Raw genomic sequence first — 13,984 nt, forward strand, 5'->3', positions numbered from 1 at the left:
TTTGTTATTTTATCTGTTATCTATATGTTAAGGGCTGCGGGGATTTTCGCCAAGCCCTTGTTTTCCAATGCCGGTTTCCTGCCCTTGGCGGGCTCGGGCGACTCCGATCCGACGTTGTTGCGACTCCGATCCCACGTCCGGGCGACTCCGATCCCACGCTGGCAGCCGGCTGCGGGATGGACGGGGATTGTGGATAAGTCTAGGTTGGGTGTCACTGAAACCCCGATAGATCCGACTCGCCCGCCGGGCGGCAGAACGGGCAGGGGACGAGCAGAGGACCAGGCATGGCATCAGCCCCGACAGGCGGCCCCGGAGGGCTTGCCCCCGACCGTCACCCGACGGCGGATTTCTTCGTCTGCGACATCTTCGATGCCGCGCCCAAGGACGACCTCGGCTCGATGGAACATCCGATCTTCTCGCTCTCGACCCGGCCCGACCGGCGGGTGCTCTCCTATGCCCACAACGGCACCAGCATCGAGGTCACCCCCAGCGTCAGGGGCCGCGCCACGATCCACGACAAGGACGTGCTGATCTACTGCGTCTCCCAGCTGATGGCGGCGCTGAACGCCGGGCGCGAGGTGTCGCGCACGCTCCAGCTCAAGGCGCACGACCTGCTGGTGGCCACCAACCGCGACACCTCGGGCGATGCCTACATGCGGCTCAAGGAGGCCTTCGAGCGTCTCGCCGGCACCCGCATCACCACCAACCTCGCCACAGGCGGGCTCGAGACCACGCGCGGTTTCGGCCTGATCGAGGCCTGGGAGATCGTGCGCAAGTCCCGCGGCGGGCGGATGATCAGCGTCACGGTGACCCTGTCGGACTGGCTGTTCCGGGCGGTGCTGGCAAAATCCGTGCTGACGCTGAACAGGGACTATTTCCGCCTGAGGAAGCCGCTGGAGCGGCGGATCTACGAACTGGCCCGCAAGCATTGCGGCCGCCAGCCCGCCTGGGTGGTGAGCGTGGCGACCCTGCACAAGAAATCCGGCTCCACCGCGCCGGTGCGGGTGTTCCGCGCGGCGCTGCGCCGGATGATCGCGGATGCCAACCTGCCCGATTACGAGATGACCGAGGAGGAGGGCGACCGCATCGCCTTTGCCCGCGCCGGGGTGGTCGAGGCGCCGGGCCCCGGACCGGTCCCGACCGAGGCGGCGCTGGACCAGGCCCGCGCCCTCATGCCCGGCGCCGACGTGCATGCGCTGGCCGCCGAATGGCGGGCCTGGTGGGCGGGATCGGGGCGCAAGCGCCTCTCCAGCCCCGACCGCGCCTTCCTCGGCTGGGTCGGAAAACAGGCGGCGCGCCGAAGCTGACATCGCGCCGGTGCCCCCCCGGGCCGGGACCCGCGCGGCGGCGACTCTGCTTGCGGGTGTCATATTCACGCCGGATTTTCGTGGAAAGCGTGTATCCTGAGACGGGACGGACGCAGCGCGACAGGAGGCGGAATCGGGCATGGCAGAGGCGGCCATCATCATCGAGGGCACCGTGCTGGGCCCCGGCGCGCCCTGCATCCAGTTCCGCCTGGCCGACGGCCGCACCGTCAGTCTCGAGAATGCCGGCGCCGACGGATATCCGGCGGGCGCCCGGCTGCGCCTGACCGGGCATTTCGTGCGCATGTCGCGCTGCATGCAGGGTCCCGGCTTTCTCGTTGCCACGCGGGAGCCGCTGACCGGCGGCTGATCCCCCATTTTCCACGATCCCCTTTGAGCGAACAGGAGTCCTTTCATGCCCGTCACCCCGACCGACCCGCTGTATGCAAGCCAGTGGCATTTCCCGCTGATCGGAGACATCGAAACCGTCTGGGAGGAGTATTCCGGCCTCGGCGTGCATGTCGGAATCTACGATGACGGCATCGACATCGCCCATCCCGACCTTGCGGCGAATTACGATCCCTCGCGCCATGTGCTCGACAATCTCGGGGCGGCGATCGTCCCGACCCCGGGCGCGCCGGGCGACGGGCACGGCACCGCGGTCGCCGGGCTGATCGCGGCGGCGCAGGGCAACGGGCAGGGCGGCAGCGGGGTGGCGCACCAGGCCTCGATCACCGGGGTGAACATCTTCGACAGCGGCACCTACGGCTACATCAACGCCGCCGACAGCACCCCGTTCTACCACGTGGTGAGCCAGGCCGCGGACCTGTTCGACATCATGTCCAACAGCTGGGGTTCGACCCCGTCCTACAGCGACACCTACCAGAACCTGAACAACCCGACCTCCTTCGCCGCCGAACTCGAGACGGAATACGAGGCCCTGGCCGCCGACGGGCGCGGCGGGCTCGGGGTGATCATCAACCAGGCGGCGGGCAACGACACCCGCGACGCCAACGGGTCGGGCACCAATGCCTCGCGCTTCACCAACACCATCGCCGCCTCGGACTCCTCCGGCGACCTCACCTACTACTCCAACTTCGGCGGCGCGATCCTGGTGACCGCCCCCGCCGGCGCCGTCACCACCGACCGGCTCGGCAGCGACGGCTACGACCCCGGCGACTACACCTCGGGTTTCGGCGGCACCTCGGCGGCGACGCCCATCGTCTCGGGGCTGACCGCGCTGATGCTCGAGGCCGCCCCCGGTCTCGGCTGGCGCGACGTGCAGGACATCCTGGCGGTCTCGGCCGCCTATACCGGCACGATGGACGGCTCGGGAACCTACGAGCACGACCCCTGGACCACCAATGCCGCCACGGTGAACGGCGGCGGCCAGCACATCAGCGGCGATTACGGCTACGGCATGATCGACGCCTACACCTCCGTGCGCAACGCCGAGGTCTGGGGCCTGTTCGGCGCGGCCGAAACCTCGGCCAACGAGATGATCGTGACCTCGAACACCGTGTCCCTGGGCGGGGTGCGGCTGGGCGATGCCGACGGCACGAGCGAGGTCTTCACCCTCGAGGTGACCGAGGATCTCGAGATCGACACGGTGATGCTGCAGCTCGAATTCTCCTCCACCTATCCCGGCGACCTGCGCATCACGCTGACCTCGCCCGACGGCACCACCACGGTGACCAAGTACGAAAGCGGCGGCGCCGGGACGCTGAGCATGGACACCTGGAGCTTTGCCGAGGAACACCTGCGCGGGGAAAGCGCGCTCGGCACCTGGACCATCGAGGTGGCGGATGTCTACAGCGGCGATTACGCCTATCTCTACGACGCGCAGCTGGTGATCTACGGCTCGGAGGCAAGCGACGACGACGTGCATCACTACAACGGCGAATTCGCCGCGATGCTGGCGGCGGACGCCGGGCGCGGCACGCTCACCGACCTGGCGGGCACCGACTGGATCAACCTCGCGCCGGTTGCCGGAAACATCGTGCTGAACCTCGGGACCGGCGGCAGCGGCGGCGCGGTGGTGGCGGGCACGGCCTGGTTCGACATCGCCGCGGGCACGGTGATCGAGAACGCGGTGACCGGCGACGGCAACGACACGATCACCGGCAACGGCAGCGGCAACGCGCTGCACGGGATGCGCGGCGGCGACGTGATCTCGGGCTACGGCGGCAACGACACGCTCGACGGCGGGCTCGGGGCGGATCTGCTCGACGGCGGCGACGGCGCGGATTCCCTGCTCGGCGGCGCCGGCAGCGACACGCTGAACGGCGGCGGCGGGGCGGACACGATCCTCGGCGGCATCGGGGCGGACACGCTGCGCGGCGAGGATGGCGCGGATTCGCTGCTGGGCGGGGATTCGGGCGATCTGCTCTACGGCGGCAACCAGGGCGACACGCTGCGCGGCGAGAACGGCGCCGACACCCTGCTCGGCGGCGCGGGCAACGACCTGCTGATCGGCGGCGGCAACACCGACAGCATCCTGGGCGGCGACAACAACGACACCATCCAGGGCAATCTCGGCAACGACACGCTCGACGGCGGCAGCGGCTCCGACAGCATCACCGGCGGCGACGGGCGCGACCTGATCACCGGCGGCACCGGCAACGACACGCTGATCGGCAACAAGGCCGACGACACCATCGACGGCGGCGGCGGGGCCGACAGCCTGCTCGGCGGCGACGGCAACGATTCACTGACCGGGCAGAACGGCGCGGACACGATCCGCGGCGGCAACGGCGACGACTACATCGAGGGCAACGACCTCGGCGACCTGATCGAGGGCAACGGCGGCGCCGACACCCTCCTCGGCGGGACCGGCGCCGACACCATCGACGGCGGCAGCGAGGCCGACCTGATCCAGGGCGATGACGACGGCGACCGGATCTGGGGCGGCGCGGGCAACGACACGCTCTACGGCAATGCCGGGGCCGACACCATCGACGGCGGCGCGGGCGACGACCGGCTCTATGGCGGCACCGATGCGGATACCTTCGTCTTCGACGGCGGTTTCGGCAGCGACAGGATCTACGGCTTCACCCCCGGCAGCGACGTGATCGAGATGCACGGCCACGTGCAGGGCGACCTGACCCTGACCACCTCGGCCAGCAACACGCTGATCGAGATCGCCGGCAGCACCGACACGATCTTCCTGCCGGGCACGGTGCTGACGGATTTCTCGGATTTCGTCTTTGTCTGAGCCGGGCCGGGCGTGCCCGCGGAGGCGCGCCCGGCCCGGGCGGGAGCGCTGAGGGGCAAGTGGTCGCGCGGGTACGCGCCCGGGCAAGTGGTCGCGCGGGGGCGCGCCCGGGCAAGCGGTCGCGCGGGTACGCGCCCGGGCAAGCGGTCGCGCGGAGGCGCGCTCAGGCGTACCCCGCCGCCGCCTCGATCTCCGGGCCGCCGGCCTCGGTCCAGGCGGTTTCCACCGCCTCGGTCCAGTAGGGGCTGTCGGACCAGTCGCTGACCTTGCCGGTCCAGGTCGAGCTGTCGCCGAAGGCGCGGGCGTAATGCTCGGGGTCGGCGGTGCCGCCGACGGTGTCGGCGATGCGCTGCAGGCTGGCGGCATCGCGGGCCACCAGGTCCTCGAAGCGGATGCAGCAGACGCCGTCCTCGTCGCGCCAGGGCAGGTGGTAGCCGATGAACTCGGGCACCGGATGGCCGAAGAACCCGCCGCGGATGATCATTTCCAGCGTCCCGGCGGATTCCACGATGGCGGCATCCTGCTTGTTGCGGTGGCGCATCCAGGAAATCGCGATGTTGCGCGGGTGGCGGATGATGAACAGGTGCTTGTGGGCCCGCATCTTCTCGGCCAGCTGCGGCCGGTGGATCAGGTGGGAATGGATGAACTGGTCGTCATCGGCGGCAAAGATCTCGGCCAGCGGCTTCTTGCTGGTCACGGTCAGCGGCTTCTTCGGCCGCTTGATCAGGGTCCCGCCCAGCTGGGTCTTGCCCATGGAGAGCATCAGGCTGGTGAGGAAATGCGTGCCGGATTTGGAGCAACCGTTACAGAGGATCATGCAGCAACTTTCAGCGAGTGGGGGCGCGGCCCGCGGGCCTCGGCAACTTTAGGCGGAAACGCCGGGGGGAACCATCCACCCCCCGGCATTTTCGGGGCCCTGTGTCAGGCGGGCTGCGTTTCGGCCACGATTTCCGCATACATGCGGATATGCAGGGCGATGACGTCTTCCCAGGTGATCGCGGTCTGCAGCGCATGGGCCCCCTCGAACAGCGCATCGGCCGCGCCGTCGCGGTTGTCCACGATGGCATCGAGCATGGCCATGTCGTCGCGGATGTTGCCCGACAGGATGCGCCCGTTCTCGCCGTCGCGGATCAGGTCGGGGACCATGCCGCAGTTGGTGCACAGGATCGGCGTCGAGGAGGCCAGCGCCTCGGGCAGGTTGGCCGGGCCGCCCTCGTAGGTCGACACCATCAGCAGGAAATCCATGCGGTGATAGAGATCGCCGAACAGCCGGTAGGGCAGGAATTCGAAGACGTCGACCTCGAATCCCATCTCGCGCATCCGCGCCGCGTCGAGCGAGCGCCCCGCGCCCACCAGGGTGAAGCGCACCCGCTCGGGATCGAGCCGGTCGACCAGTTCGAAGATGTAGGCATCGCCCTTGAAGCGGCGGTCGTAGCGTTTCGACACGATGCCGATGTTGACCTTGCGGCCGGGATCGAAGGTCTTCTTCTCCTTGGAGAAGATGATGTCGTCATAGCCGTGCGGGATCACCAGCGTGTTGGTCAGACCCTCCTTTGCGAGGTCGTCGACCTGCAGCGAGTTCAGGCAGACGATGCGCGCGGTCTGGCGGTAGACGGCCCAGAACTTGCGCGGCTCGAGCCAGGGGTCCACGTCGCGCGGGTCGTGGTGCACGGTGACCACGGCGGGCGCCTTGAGCTCGGTCTCGAGATGCGGGCGGTGGTAGTGGTGGACATGCGCGCCGTCGACCGGCTGTTCGCTGATCGTCACCTCCAGCAGGGCGGGATCGAACTGCAGGTAGCGCTTGAAGATGTCGTGGAAGATCTTCGATTTCAGATCCTTGGAGATCACGAAATTGACCTTCAGCGGCCGCGGCATGTCCTCGGGGAGGGAGGCGGCGAAATCGGGGGTGGCGATCTTATGCAACGTCGATCTCCCATTCGCGGTTGTCGTCGAACCAGCAGACGCCGGGATAGAACATCCCGGGAATGATCCTGAAGCGCCCGGGCTCGGGCGGCACCTTGAACTGCATGGTGAAGCGGGCGTCGGTGTGCACCTCGGAGGGCAGGTCGGTCATCTCGCCGTTCCACAGGTAGCGTTCCCCGGCCCCGGTGAGAACGTGGTAGGACAGCCGGAAGGGCTTGCCCGCCAGCCGCTCGGGCACGATGAAATCGCTGGTGTTTGAGACCGCGACGGCAATCTCGATGGTGCCCGCGGTGCTGGACAGCCTGGCCGGCATGTCGATCAGCTCCACCTCGAGGCGCGGCGCCAGGGCGCGGATCGCCTCGGGATCGTGGACGAGCGCGGATTTCTTGCGCATCACGCCGTTCCAGCGCTGCGCGGTGGAGCGCGAGCGCCGCTGGGTGTTGCCCAGCTCGAGCTCGGTGCGCAGCGGGGTCTTCTGTTCCAGCGGCGTCGGGCGCATCAGCATGTTGCGGATGCGCTTCTCGCCGCTCTCGAAGACCGAGATCGTGCCGTACTGGAACAGGTCCACCAGGAAGCGGTCGAAGGCCTTGTAGCCGTCGAGATCCAGCAGGCCGGGCGTGGTCGCCACGGCGCGGGCCAGCGTGTCGATATCGGCGCAATCCTCGGTGAACCCGGCACCGGAATAGAAGGCCCGGCCGAGGATGAAGGGCCTGAGCCCCATCATCGCCGCCTCGATCCCCGCCTGGGAACAGAAGGTGACGAAATACTGGCTGTCCTCGATCAGGGACTGCAGGTTCACGTCCTCGACCAGCAGCACCCGCGCGCGCCGCGCGTCGGGCATCGCGGCCACGTGCCGGGCCAGCGCGTCGAAGGTCTTGGGCGATTTCAGGTGAACCTTCTTGTTCTCCCAGGGATGCGCCTTGAAGACGATGTTGCACGCGGTCTCGTCCAGCAGCCGGTCGATCAGGGCGGTATAGGCCGGGATCGAGTTCACGTAGGGAAAGCCGTCCTCGATCAGCGAGAAGTCGTTGACCACCTGGCCGACCAGCAGCAGCTGCGGCCGGTCCTCGGGGAACTGCGGCAGCGAGCGCACGGGCGGCTGGGTGACGTTCTTGTTGCTGGCCGACAGCACCTTGTTGCGCGCCTTGATGACCTCGCGGTCGTACTGGTTGGGCACTTCCATGTTGGGCTCGCGCCGCGAGGCGCGCAGGGTCGGGTGCTGGACGCCGAGGTTGTTGGCCACCGGGTGATACATCTCCTCGAAGATGAAATCGTTGCCGGTGAAGGTGCTCTCCATCACGATCGCCTTGGTGGGCGAGCGGCGCAGCAGCTCCATCAGGGTGCGGGTGTAGGTCATCGAGCCCGAGAAGACGCAGCAGTAGTGATGCCCGAAGATCTCCTTGCGGCGGTCGTACCAGGTGTTGAGCCAGTAGCTCGCCGCCGCCATGTTCAGCGCCAGCACCTCGCGGTTCTCGTTCCAGGCCTTGTCGAAGATCGCCCGGTCGTCCTTGGGCATGAGGTCGGTCTGCCAGTTGTCCAGGGTCAGCAGGTAGGCCAGCGCCTCGGACCGGCAGAGCGGCCAGAGCCGCAGGTTGGCCACCTCGGTGGCGAAGAGCGTATCGGCGTCGCGGGCGGCGAACACCTCGGCCTCGGTGCGGATCGAGCGGGCGATGAACGGGGCGACCCGGTCATCCAGCGCGTCGTAATTGCCGGTGGCCTGGATCAGTCCCCAACTTTCGTTCTCGCGGTCGAGAAACACCGTCGGGGTGATGTTGGATTTCTCCAGGCATTTGAAAAGAGAAGGAAAATTTCGTGCGTGAAGGTGAAAAGAATCTGTCAGCGCAACCCGATGCATTGCGTATCCCTTGTTGTCGTGACCGTCGGAACCGCCGTCGGAACCCATGCGTGAAAACCCGAGAAAAAACCGGACGGAAATGTCCTGAGGTCAGTAGAATGAGCCTGCCGCGATTGCAAGCTCGGCTGCCGGTTTCGCGGGCATCCCGGCGGGTTTCGCGTCAAATTTCATCGCCGGGCGCAGCCGTCCCGGACAGCGCGGCGAACCACTCTTCCAGCAGGCGGCGGCCGTATTGCGCGTTCATGTGGAAGCGTTCGTCGTCGCCATGGGCGGCGCCGTCGGCCATGCGCACCGATCCCCGCGCGAAGGAGCGCCGGGTCATCAGGTCGCCGAAGCGGGTGTCGGCGGGCTGGCGCAGCAGGGTCAGATCCCGGTCCGCCAGCACCCCGGCCCAGAGCCCGGCCAGCGCGTCGTAGCCGGCGGGGCAGGGGGTCTCGGCCTCGAACCGGTCGCGGTCGAGCGCGGGCAGCGGCATGTGGGCCACGTGGATCGGCGCCGCGGTCAGGGCGCGCAACTCGCAGGCCAGCCGCCAGCCGTAGCCGGCGGTGATGCGGTCGCGCACCGCATGGGCCGTCACCGCGCGCGACAGCCGGGCGTCGGGGAGCGGGTGCAGCTTGAAGCTCATCCCGACCAGCAGGAAGCCGTCGAACCCCGCCGGGTCGAGCCGGTCGCTCCCGGCGCTGCGGGCCAGCTGTGTCTTCAGCTTGTCGTCCTGCGCGGCGAGCACGGGGCCGGTGGCGCGGAACCCGGCCATCAGCTCGGCGATGGCGGCATAGAAGGTGATGTCCCGCCCCGCGCCGAGCGCCGGATCGGCGTCGAGCGCGGCCTTGAGACAGGCGGCGTGGCTGTTGCCGAGAACGGCGATCCTGCGCGGCGTCGTCATGCGGAGCGGCTCAGTCGCCCGACCCGAAGGCGGCGAGCAGTTCCTCTTCGCAGACCGTGTCGTCGGCGGATGTCGCCGCCCCGGCCCGGCCCTTGCCGCCCTTGGCGCCCTTGCGGGGGCCCGGCTGCGCGGCGGGCGCGGCGGCGGCCTTGCGCACCGCCTCGGGCAGGCCGGCAAAGAAGGTCTTCATCACGTGGTCGACCCCGTGCGGGTTCACGCTGCGCATGTTCGGCTCGAAGAAGGAGCCGCGATAGGCGGGGGAATTGATGATCTCGTAGGAGGGGAAGTAGCTCACGTTGGTGAGCGCCCCCGCCACGTTGCCCGCCACCGCGCGCAGGATGGATTTGCTCTCCATCGTCGCCACCAGCACGTGATTGCCGGAATTGGTCGCGGTCAGCGGCACCGGCGAGACGGTGAGCAGGAAGCGCGGCCCCCCCTTGCGCGCGGCGCGCATCATGCGGATCGCCTGCATCAGGTTCTTGCGGACGAACTCGTAATCCTGATTGCGGAAGACGTGCTTTTCCGCATCGAAGCTGCCCGCGGCCGTGCCCGGACACATGGGATATTCCCAGCCGCCCTCGGCATCGAACCAGCTTTCGGTGAGACCCAGGGTGAAGACGAAGATGTCGCTCTCCATGATCGCGGTGCGGAAGGCCTCGATGCAGCGGGCGCGGGCGGCGAACATCTCCTCGGGGCTGGCAAAGCCGCCGGGCTCGATCACCGGGCGGAAGGGATCGTAGATCCGGCCCGCCTCGTCCTCCCAGAAGATCTTGGGGTCCTCGGCATGTCCCAGCGCCCATTCGGTCCACTGGCGCAGCAGCGAGGTGGTGTAGATATTGGCGGTGCGGGCGGTGAAGACGCCGTAGTTGTAGGCCTTGGCATGTTCGGCCGACAGCCCCTCGGGCGCGGGTTCGGCATCGAGCCAGGTAAAGCCGCGGGCCACCAGCGCGCGGCTGAAATGCTGCGCGAAGCAGGAGCCGAAGGTGGCGATCCTGGAACGGCGGTCGATCGCGAAGGGCGCCTTCCAGAGATCGGAGATGTCGAACAGGCTGCGCTTGCCCACGGCGGGCGACCAGAAGGCGCGGGCCTCCAGCGATGAATAGGGGTTGGACATGGACACCTCCTCGGCTCGGGCACGGCTGCGAGGGTTACAGGCTGGGCGCGCGGTGTCCATCCCTTTCCGCAGGTGCGAAAGGCCGGTCACCGGCTTGTCACGGTGCCTCGGCGGTGTATGAATGGCCGCGGATTTCAGCAGGGGCAGAGCATGAACTACGTCTATATCGGGGCGGAAAAGACCTCGACAACCTATCTTCAGCGGCTGTTCAATTCCAACAAGCCGGTCTTTGCCGATACCGCCGGGATCACCTACCTGTCCTCGTCCAACATGGCCAAGGCGATCGTCGCCGCGGCGCGGCGCGGCGCGCCCGGGGTCGGCCTGCCCGAGCATTTCCGCCCGGCCCCGGACCGCAACCTGCTGATCTCGGAATTCTTCTACCGCGATCTCAACACGCCGGACTACATCGCCGGGCTGAAACCGATCCTCGATGCGATGATGCCGGGCGAATACAAGGTCGTGCTCTACGTGCGCGACCAGACCGACTGGATCGTCAGCTTCTATTCCACCTACATCAAGCGCGGCGGGGTGCTGCCCTTCGAGAAGTACCTCGATTTCGTCATGCGCAAGAAACGCTCGCTGGATTTCGCCGGCTTCGCCGCCGACTGGGAGGGCGTGTTCGGCGCGGCGCTCGAGGTGCATCACTACAAGGGCGGCACGGTGCTGGGCGACGTGCTGGGCCGGTTCGGGGTCCGGGCGGAGGACGTGCCCTTCGAGGACCCGGGCCAGGCCAATGTCAGCCTGCCGGTGGAAAGCATGGAGATCCTGCGCCAGACCAACCGCGCGCTCGGCCGCCTGCCCGAGAGCGAGGCCAAGGAAGAGCTGCGCAAGGGGCTGAAGAACACCGTGACCGTGCATGCCTACGGCGCGGAAAAGCTGCGCGCGAGCCCGGCGCAGCGCGCCCGGATCGAGGCCTTCTATGCCGAAAGCAACCGCGCGATGAACACCCGCTGGGGCACGGAGCTGCCGGTTCCGGCCTGACCGGGCCGGACGGCGCGCGGGGGCGTCAGCCCAGCGGCTTGCACACCCCGCCCCCGGTGCCGAGGAAGACCAGCTGCGCCGGGCCCTCCCCCACGACGGGGCAGCTGGCGGCAAAGCCGGTCATGTCGAAATCCAGCCGCTGCATGGCGCGGATGTCGGGCCGGGGCAGGCGGCGGGCGACGTGCAGGAGCCCCGTGCCGTCCGCCAGGCAGATCAGCGCCGGGGGGCGGCGGTCCTCTTCCCAGATCGCCCAGCCGGAACAGCTGAGCTCCGTCCCCGCCGCGTGCTGGTCGAGCTGGGCCTTGAGCACCGCGTCCGGCAGGCGGGGCAGGGCATGGGCCTGCCCGTCGAGGGTGATGCGGAGCAGGTCCTCCCCCGGCAGGAGCCGGGCCTCCCGACCGTCGACCAGGGCCAGCAGCAGGCTCACCGCGCTCATACCGCGCCCTCCGTTCCGAGACCGATCAGCGTGGCGGCACGCAGCGCCTCGGCCCCCGGCCAGGCGCGCCAGGCGCGGGCCTCGAGCCCGGCAAAGGCATCGGCGGGGGGCGTGCCGGCGCTGAGCCAGTCGTACAGCGCCCCGGCCGCCGCCCCGGCGGGCACGAAGGCCGAGGCCAGCAGCCAGGTCGCCGCCAGCCGCGCCCGGCGGTCCCAGTAGGCGGACCATTCGGCGTCGGTGTGGCGGGCGATGGTCTCCTCCAGCCCCGGCAGCGCGCCGTAGGGGGCGAAGCAGGCCCGCCCCAGCACCACCGCGCGGGTGCCGAGCAGCATCGCCTCGAAGGCGACCGAGCTGTTGTTGGAGACCACGAGGTCGGCGGCGCGGGCCCGGGCCAGCATGTCCGCGGCGGGCATCGCCTCGGGGAGGAGGGTCACGCCGGGGGTGCCGGTCCAGGCGGCCAGGCAGCGTTCCTGGGCCTCCCAGACCTCGCCGCCGCGGATGGCGGCGCCGGGGTGGGGCTTGATCTCGACCCGCCAGCCGGCGGCCAGCAGCGGCGTGGCGGCGGCTTCGAGGAAGGCGCCCATCGAGGGCAGGTCGCTGTGGAACAGCAGGTTGGCATCGTCGGACAATTGCAGCGGCAGCAGCGCCACCGGCGGCGCGCCCGGGCCGCGCGGCGGCGCCGGCGGCGGCAGCACGGCGCCGCTGCGGACCATCAGGTCGCACAGGGCGCGGGCCGGCAGCGGGCGCATGCGCCGCGCGATCGCCTCGATGCCGGTGCGCGCGGTGGTGGCGCCGCCGTTCACCCCCGCCGGGTCGATCAGCAGCGCATGGGGAAAGGGCGGCCGGAAGCTGGCCAGTTCCAGGTGCAGGCGCGGCAGGGCGTGTTCCTCGGCCACCGTGGCGACGGCGGCATTGCCGCCCCAGAGCACCACGGCGTCGTAATCGAAGACCTCGCGCTTGAGCCGCAGCAGCATCTGGCGTTGCAGCCGGGCGGGCGGGGCGTCGGGATCGGTCATCAGCCCTTCCCAGAGCGCCTCGCCCTCGCGGCCCCAGGGGATGGCGCTTTCGGTGAGGGCGCGGCGCTCGGAGGCGTCGGGCAGCAGCACCAGCGGCCAGAATTCCGGGCCGATCTTCAGCACCGCGTCGCCGAGCGCGCCGTTGCAGTAGAGCCGGGCCTCGCAGCCCTCGCGGTCCTGGAGCGCGCGGGCCAGCGGCAGCATGTGCAGCAGCGCGCTGCCGAATTCGGAAAAGCCGTCGCGCAGGGCATGGGGTTCGACGAAGAACAGCACCTTCATGCGGCGGCCTCCGGGGCGGCCAGGAGCGCCGCGTGCAGCCGCGCCGCCACGCGCTCGGGCCGGTGCCGCCGCTGCCAGCGCCAGCGCCGCAGCTGCTGCAGCGCCGGCAGCGGGGCGGGCGGGGCGAAGGCGCGGGCGAGCGGCTCCTGCCAGTCGCCGGAGGCCGGGACCAGCACCGCGCCGGGCGGCGGGTCCGACAGCAGCTGGTCGGGCAGGGCGCCGCAGCAGGCCGCCCCCGCCGCCAGCGCCGCCAGGGCGGTGTCCGCGGGCAGTTCGCGCTGCCAGTAGCCGGCGCCGGAGGCGGGAAACAGCGCCACCCCCGCGCCCGAGAAGAACGCCCGCGCGGCGCCGGGGCCCGGCGGGACCGGGCGGCGGAGCAGGCGCGGATGCCCCGCGGCGGAGTCGGGGAGCAGGGTGTCGGGGCAGACCGCAAGCTCGGCATCGAGGCTTTCGAGCGCCGCCAGCAGGCTGTCGAACCGCGGCAGCAGCGCCGTGCGCAGGGCCGGGGCGGCGGCCAGGAAGGCGGCGCGGCGCGGCACCGCGGCGGCGGGCCGGGGCAGCGGCGCGGGCAGCCCGAAGGGCAGCGCGAGGCGCGGCACCGCGGGCAGGCGCCGGGCCAGCCGGCCGGCCATGCCGGGGCCGGTGACCAGCAGCCGGTCGCAGAGCGCCAGCGCCCGGGCCAGCGCCCGGATATGGGAGAGCAGCGCCTCCTGCCCGGCCACGGGGTGAAAGCGCATCGGGCCGTGGGCCCAGAGCGAGAGGTCGAAATCCGGGCTGTCCCACGCCCCGGTCACCGCGACGCCGCGGGCGCGGGCGGCGCGCACCAGCGCCGTCAGCTCCTCGCAGAACACCGGGTTGCAGAGCACCGCCGCCCCGGCCGCCTCCGGCAGCGCGGGCAGGGGGCCGGTGGCCAGCGTCACCCCCGGGCGCGCCGCCAGCGCCGCGACCCAGTCGGGGGGCACGATGCCGGCCGCCCCGG

At 69.9% G+C, this 13,984-nt stretch carries 12 protein-coding genes; 4 read left to right on the plus strand and 8 right to left on the minus strand.

Features of this window, described 5'->3' with window-relative positions:
* Positions 1-284 precede the first annotated feature (284 nt).
* From ACN0RJ_RS22525 to ACN0RJ_RS22535, 3 genes are all read left to right on the plus strand, one after another.
* A complete protein-coding gene (locus tag ACN0RJ_RS22525; RefSeq protein WP_417725738.1) occupies positions 285-1,307 on the plus strand; it encodes a replication initiator protein A in 1,023 nt (340 codons plus the stop codon).
* Between the two features lie 139 nt (positions 1,308-1,446).
* Entirely contained in the window at positions 1,447-1,674 is a 228-nt protein-coding gene (locus tag ACN0RJ_RS22530) for a hypothetical protein (protein ID WP_417725739.1), read from the plus strand.
* A 45-nt stretch (positions 1,675-1,719) separates the two neighbouring features.
* Positions 1,720-4,518, plus strand: a complete 2,799-nt coding sequence (locus tag ACN0RJ_RS22535; RefSeq protein WP_417725740.1) for a S8 family serine peptidase — start codon at positions 1,720-1,722, stop codon at positions 4,516-4,518.
* A 163-nt stretch (positions 4,519-4,681) separates the two neighbouring features.
* On the opposite strand, the gene ACN0RJ_RS22540 is transcribed toward ACN0RJ_RS22535, so the two are convergent.
* From ACN0RJ_RS22540 to ACN0RJ_RS22560, 5 genes are all read right to left on the minus strand, one after another.
* Positions 4,682-5,335, minus strand: coding sequence for a hypothetical protein (locus tag ACN0RJ_RS22540; protein WP_417725741.1), 654 nt, complete (start codon positions 5,333-5,335; stop codon positions 4,682-4,684).
* Between the two features lie 104 nt (positions 5,336-5,439).
* Positions 5,440-6,441, minus strand: a complete 1,002-nt coding sequence (locus ACN0RJ_RS22545; RefSeq protein ID WP_417725742.1) for a glycosyltransferase family 4 protein — start codon at positions 6,439-6,441, stop codon at positions 5,440-5,442.
* Entirely contained in the window at positions 6,434-8,200 is a 1,767-nt protein-coding gene (locus tag ACN0RJ_RS22550; RefSeq protein ID WP_417725743.1) for a hypothetical protein, read from the minus strand. Before ACN0RJ_RS22550 ends, ACN0RJ_RS22545 begins: the two co-directional genes overlap by 8 nt.
* A gap of 256 nt (positions 8,201-8,456) precedes the next feature.
* Entirely contained in the window at positions 8,457-9,179 is a 723-nt protein-coding gene (locus tag ACN0RJ_RS22555) for a hypothetical protein (protein WP_417725744.1), read from the minus strand.
* 10 nt (positions 9,180-9,189) lie between these two features.
* Positions 9,190-10,293 carry a GSCFA domain-containing protein gene (locus ACN0RJ_RS22560; RefSeq protein ID WP_417725745.1) on the minus strand — a complete coding sequence of 368 codons (1,104 nt, stop codon included), beginning with the start codon at positions 10,291-10,293 and terminating at the stop codon, positions 9,190-9,192.
* A 150-nt stretch (positions 10,294-10,443) separates the two neighbouring features.
* On the opposite strand from ACN0RJ_RS22560, the gene ACN0RJ_RS22565 reads away from it, so the two are divergent.
* Positions 10,444-11,274 (plus strand): hypothetical protein, encoded by an 831-nt coding sequence (locus ACN0RJ_RS22565; protein WP_417725746.1) that lies wholly within the window; start codon positions 10,444-10,446, stop codon positions 11,272-11,274.
* Between the two features lie 25 nt (positions 11,275-11,299).
* Here ACN0RJ_RS22565 and ACN0RJ_RS22570 read toward each other — a convergent pair whose 3' ends face one another.
* From ACN0RJ_RS22570 to ACN0RJ_RS22580, 3 genes are read right to left on the minus strand one after another with little or no spacing between them, the layout of a single operon-like run.
* Entirely contained in the window at positions 11,300-11,710 is a 411-nt protein-coding gene (locus ACN0RJ_RS22570; RefSeq protein WP_417725747.1) for a hypothetical protein, read from the minus strand.
* Positions 11,707-13,005, minus strand: a complete 1,299-nt coding sequence (locus ACN0RJ_RS22575) for a hypothetical protein (protein ID WP_417725748.1) — start codon at positions 13,003-13,005, stop codon at positions 11,707-11,709. The genes ACN0RJ_RS22570 and ACN0RJ_RS22575 overlap by 4 nt, the downstream gene beginning before the upstream one ends.
* A complete protein-coding gene (locus ACN0RJ_RS22580; RefSeq protein ID WP_417725749.1) occupies positions 13,002-13,967 on the minus strand; it encodes a hypothetical protein in 966 nt (321 codons plus the stop codon). The genes ACN0RJ_RS22575 and ACN0RJ_RS22580 overlap by 4 nt, the downstream gene beginning before the upstream one ends.
* Positions 13,968-13,984: the final 17 nt, after the last annotated feature.

The organism is Salipiger sp., assembly GCF_048261495.1.
GTDB lineage: Bacteria > Pseudomonadota > Alphaproteobacteria > Rhodobacterales > Rhodobacteraceae > Salipiger.

Coding starts and splice junctions, on each gene's coding strand:
- ACN0RJ_RS22525 (WP_417725738.1), top strand. CDS start 285: ATGGCATCAGCCCCGACAGGCGGCCCCGGAGGGCTTGCCCCCGACCGT.
- ACN0RJ_RS22530 (WP_417725739.1), top strand. CDS start 1,447: ATGGCAGAGGCGGCCATCATCATCGAGGGCACCGTGCTGGGCCCCGGC.
- ACN0RJ_RS22535 (WP_417725740.1), top strand. CDS start 1,720: ATGCCCGTCACCCCGACCGACCCGCTGTATGCAAGCCAGTGGCATTTC.
- ACN0RJ_RS22540 (WP_417725741.1), bottom strand. CDS start 5,335: ATGATCCTCTGTAACGGTTGCTCCAAATCCGGCACGCATTTCCTCACC.
- ACN0RJ_RS22555 (WP_417725744.1), bottom strand. CDS start 9,179: ATGACGACGCCGCGCAGGATCGCCGTTCTCGGCAACAGCCACGCCGCC.
- ACN0RJ_RS22560 (WP_417725745.1), bottom strand. CDS start 10,293: ATGTCCAACCCCTATTCATCGCTGGAGGCCCGCGCCTTCTGGTCGCCC.
- ACN0RJ_RS22565 (WP_417725746.1), top strand. CDS start 10,444: ATGAACTACGTCTATATCGGGGCGGAAAAGACCTCGACAACCTATCTT.
- ACN0RJ_RS22570 (WP_417725747.1), bottom strand. CDS start 11,710: ATGAGCGCGGTGAGCCTGCTGCTGGCCCTGGTCGACGGTCGGGAGGCC.
- ACN0RJ_RS22575 (WP_417725748.1), bottom strand. CDS start 13,005: ATGAAGGTGCTGTTCTTCGTCGAACCCCATGCCCTGCGCGACGGCTTT.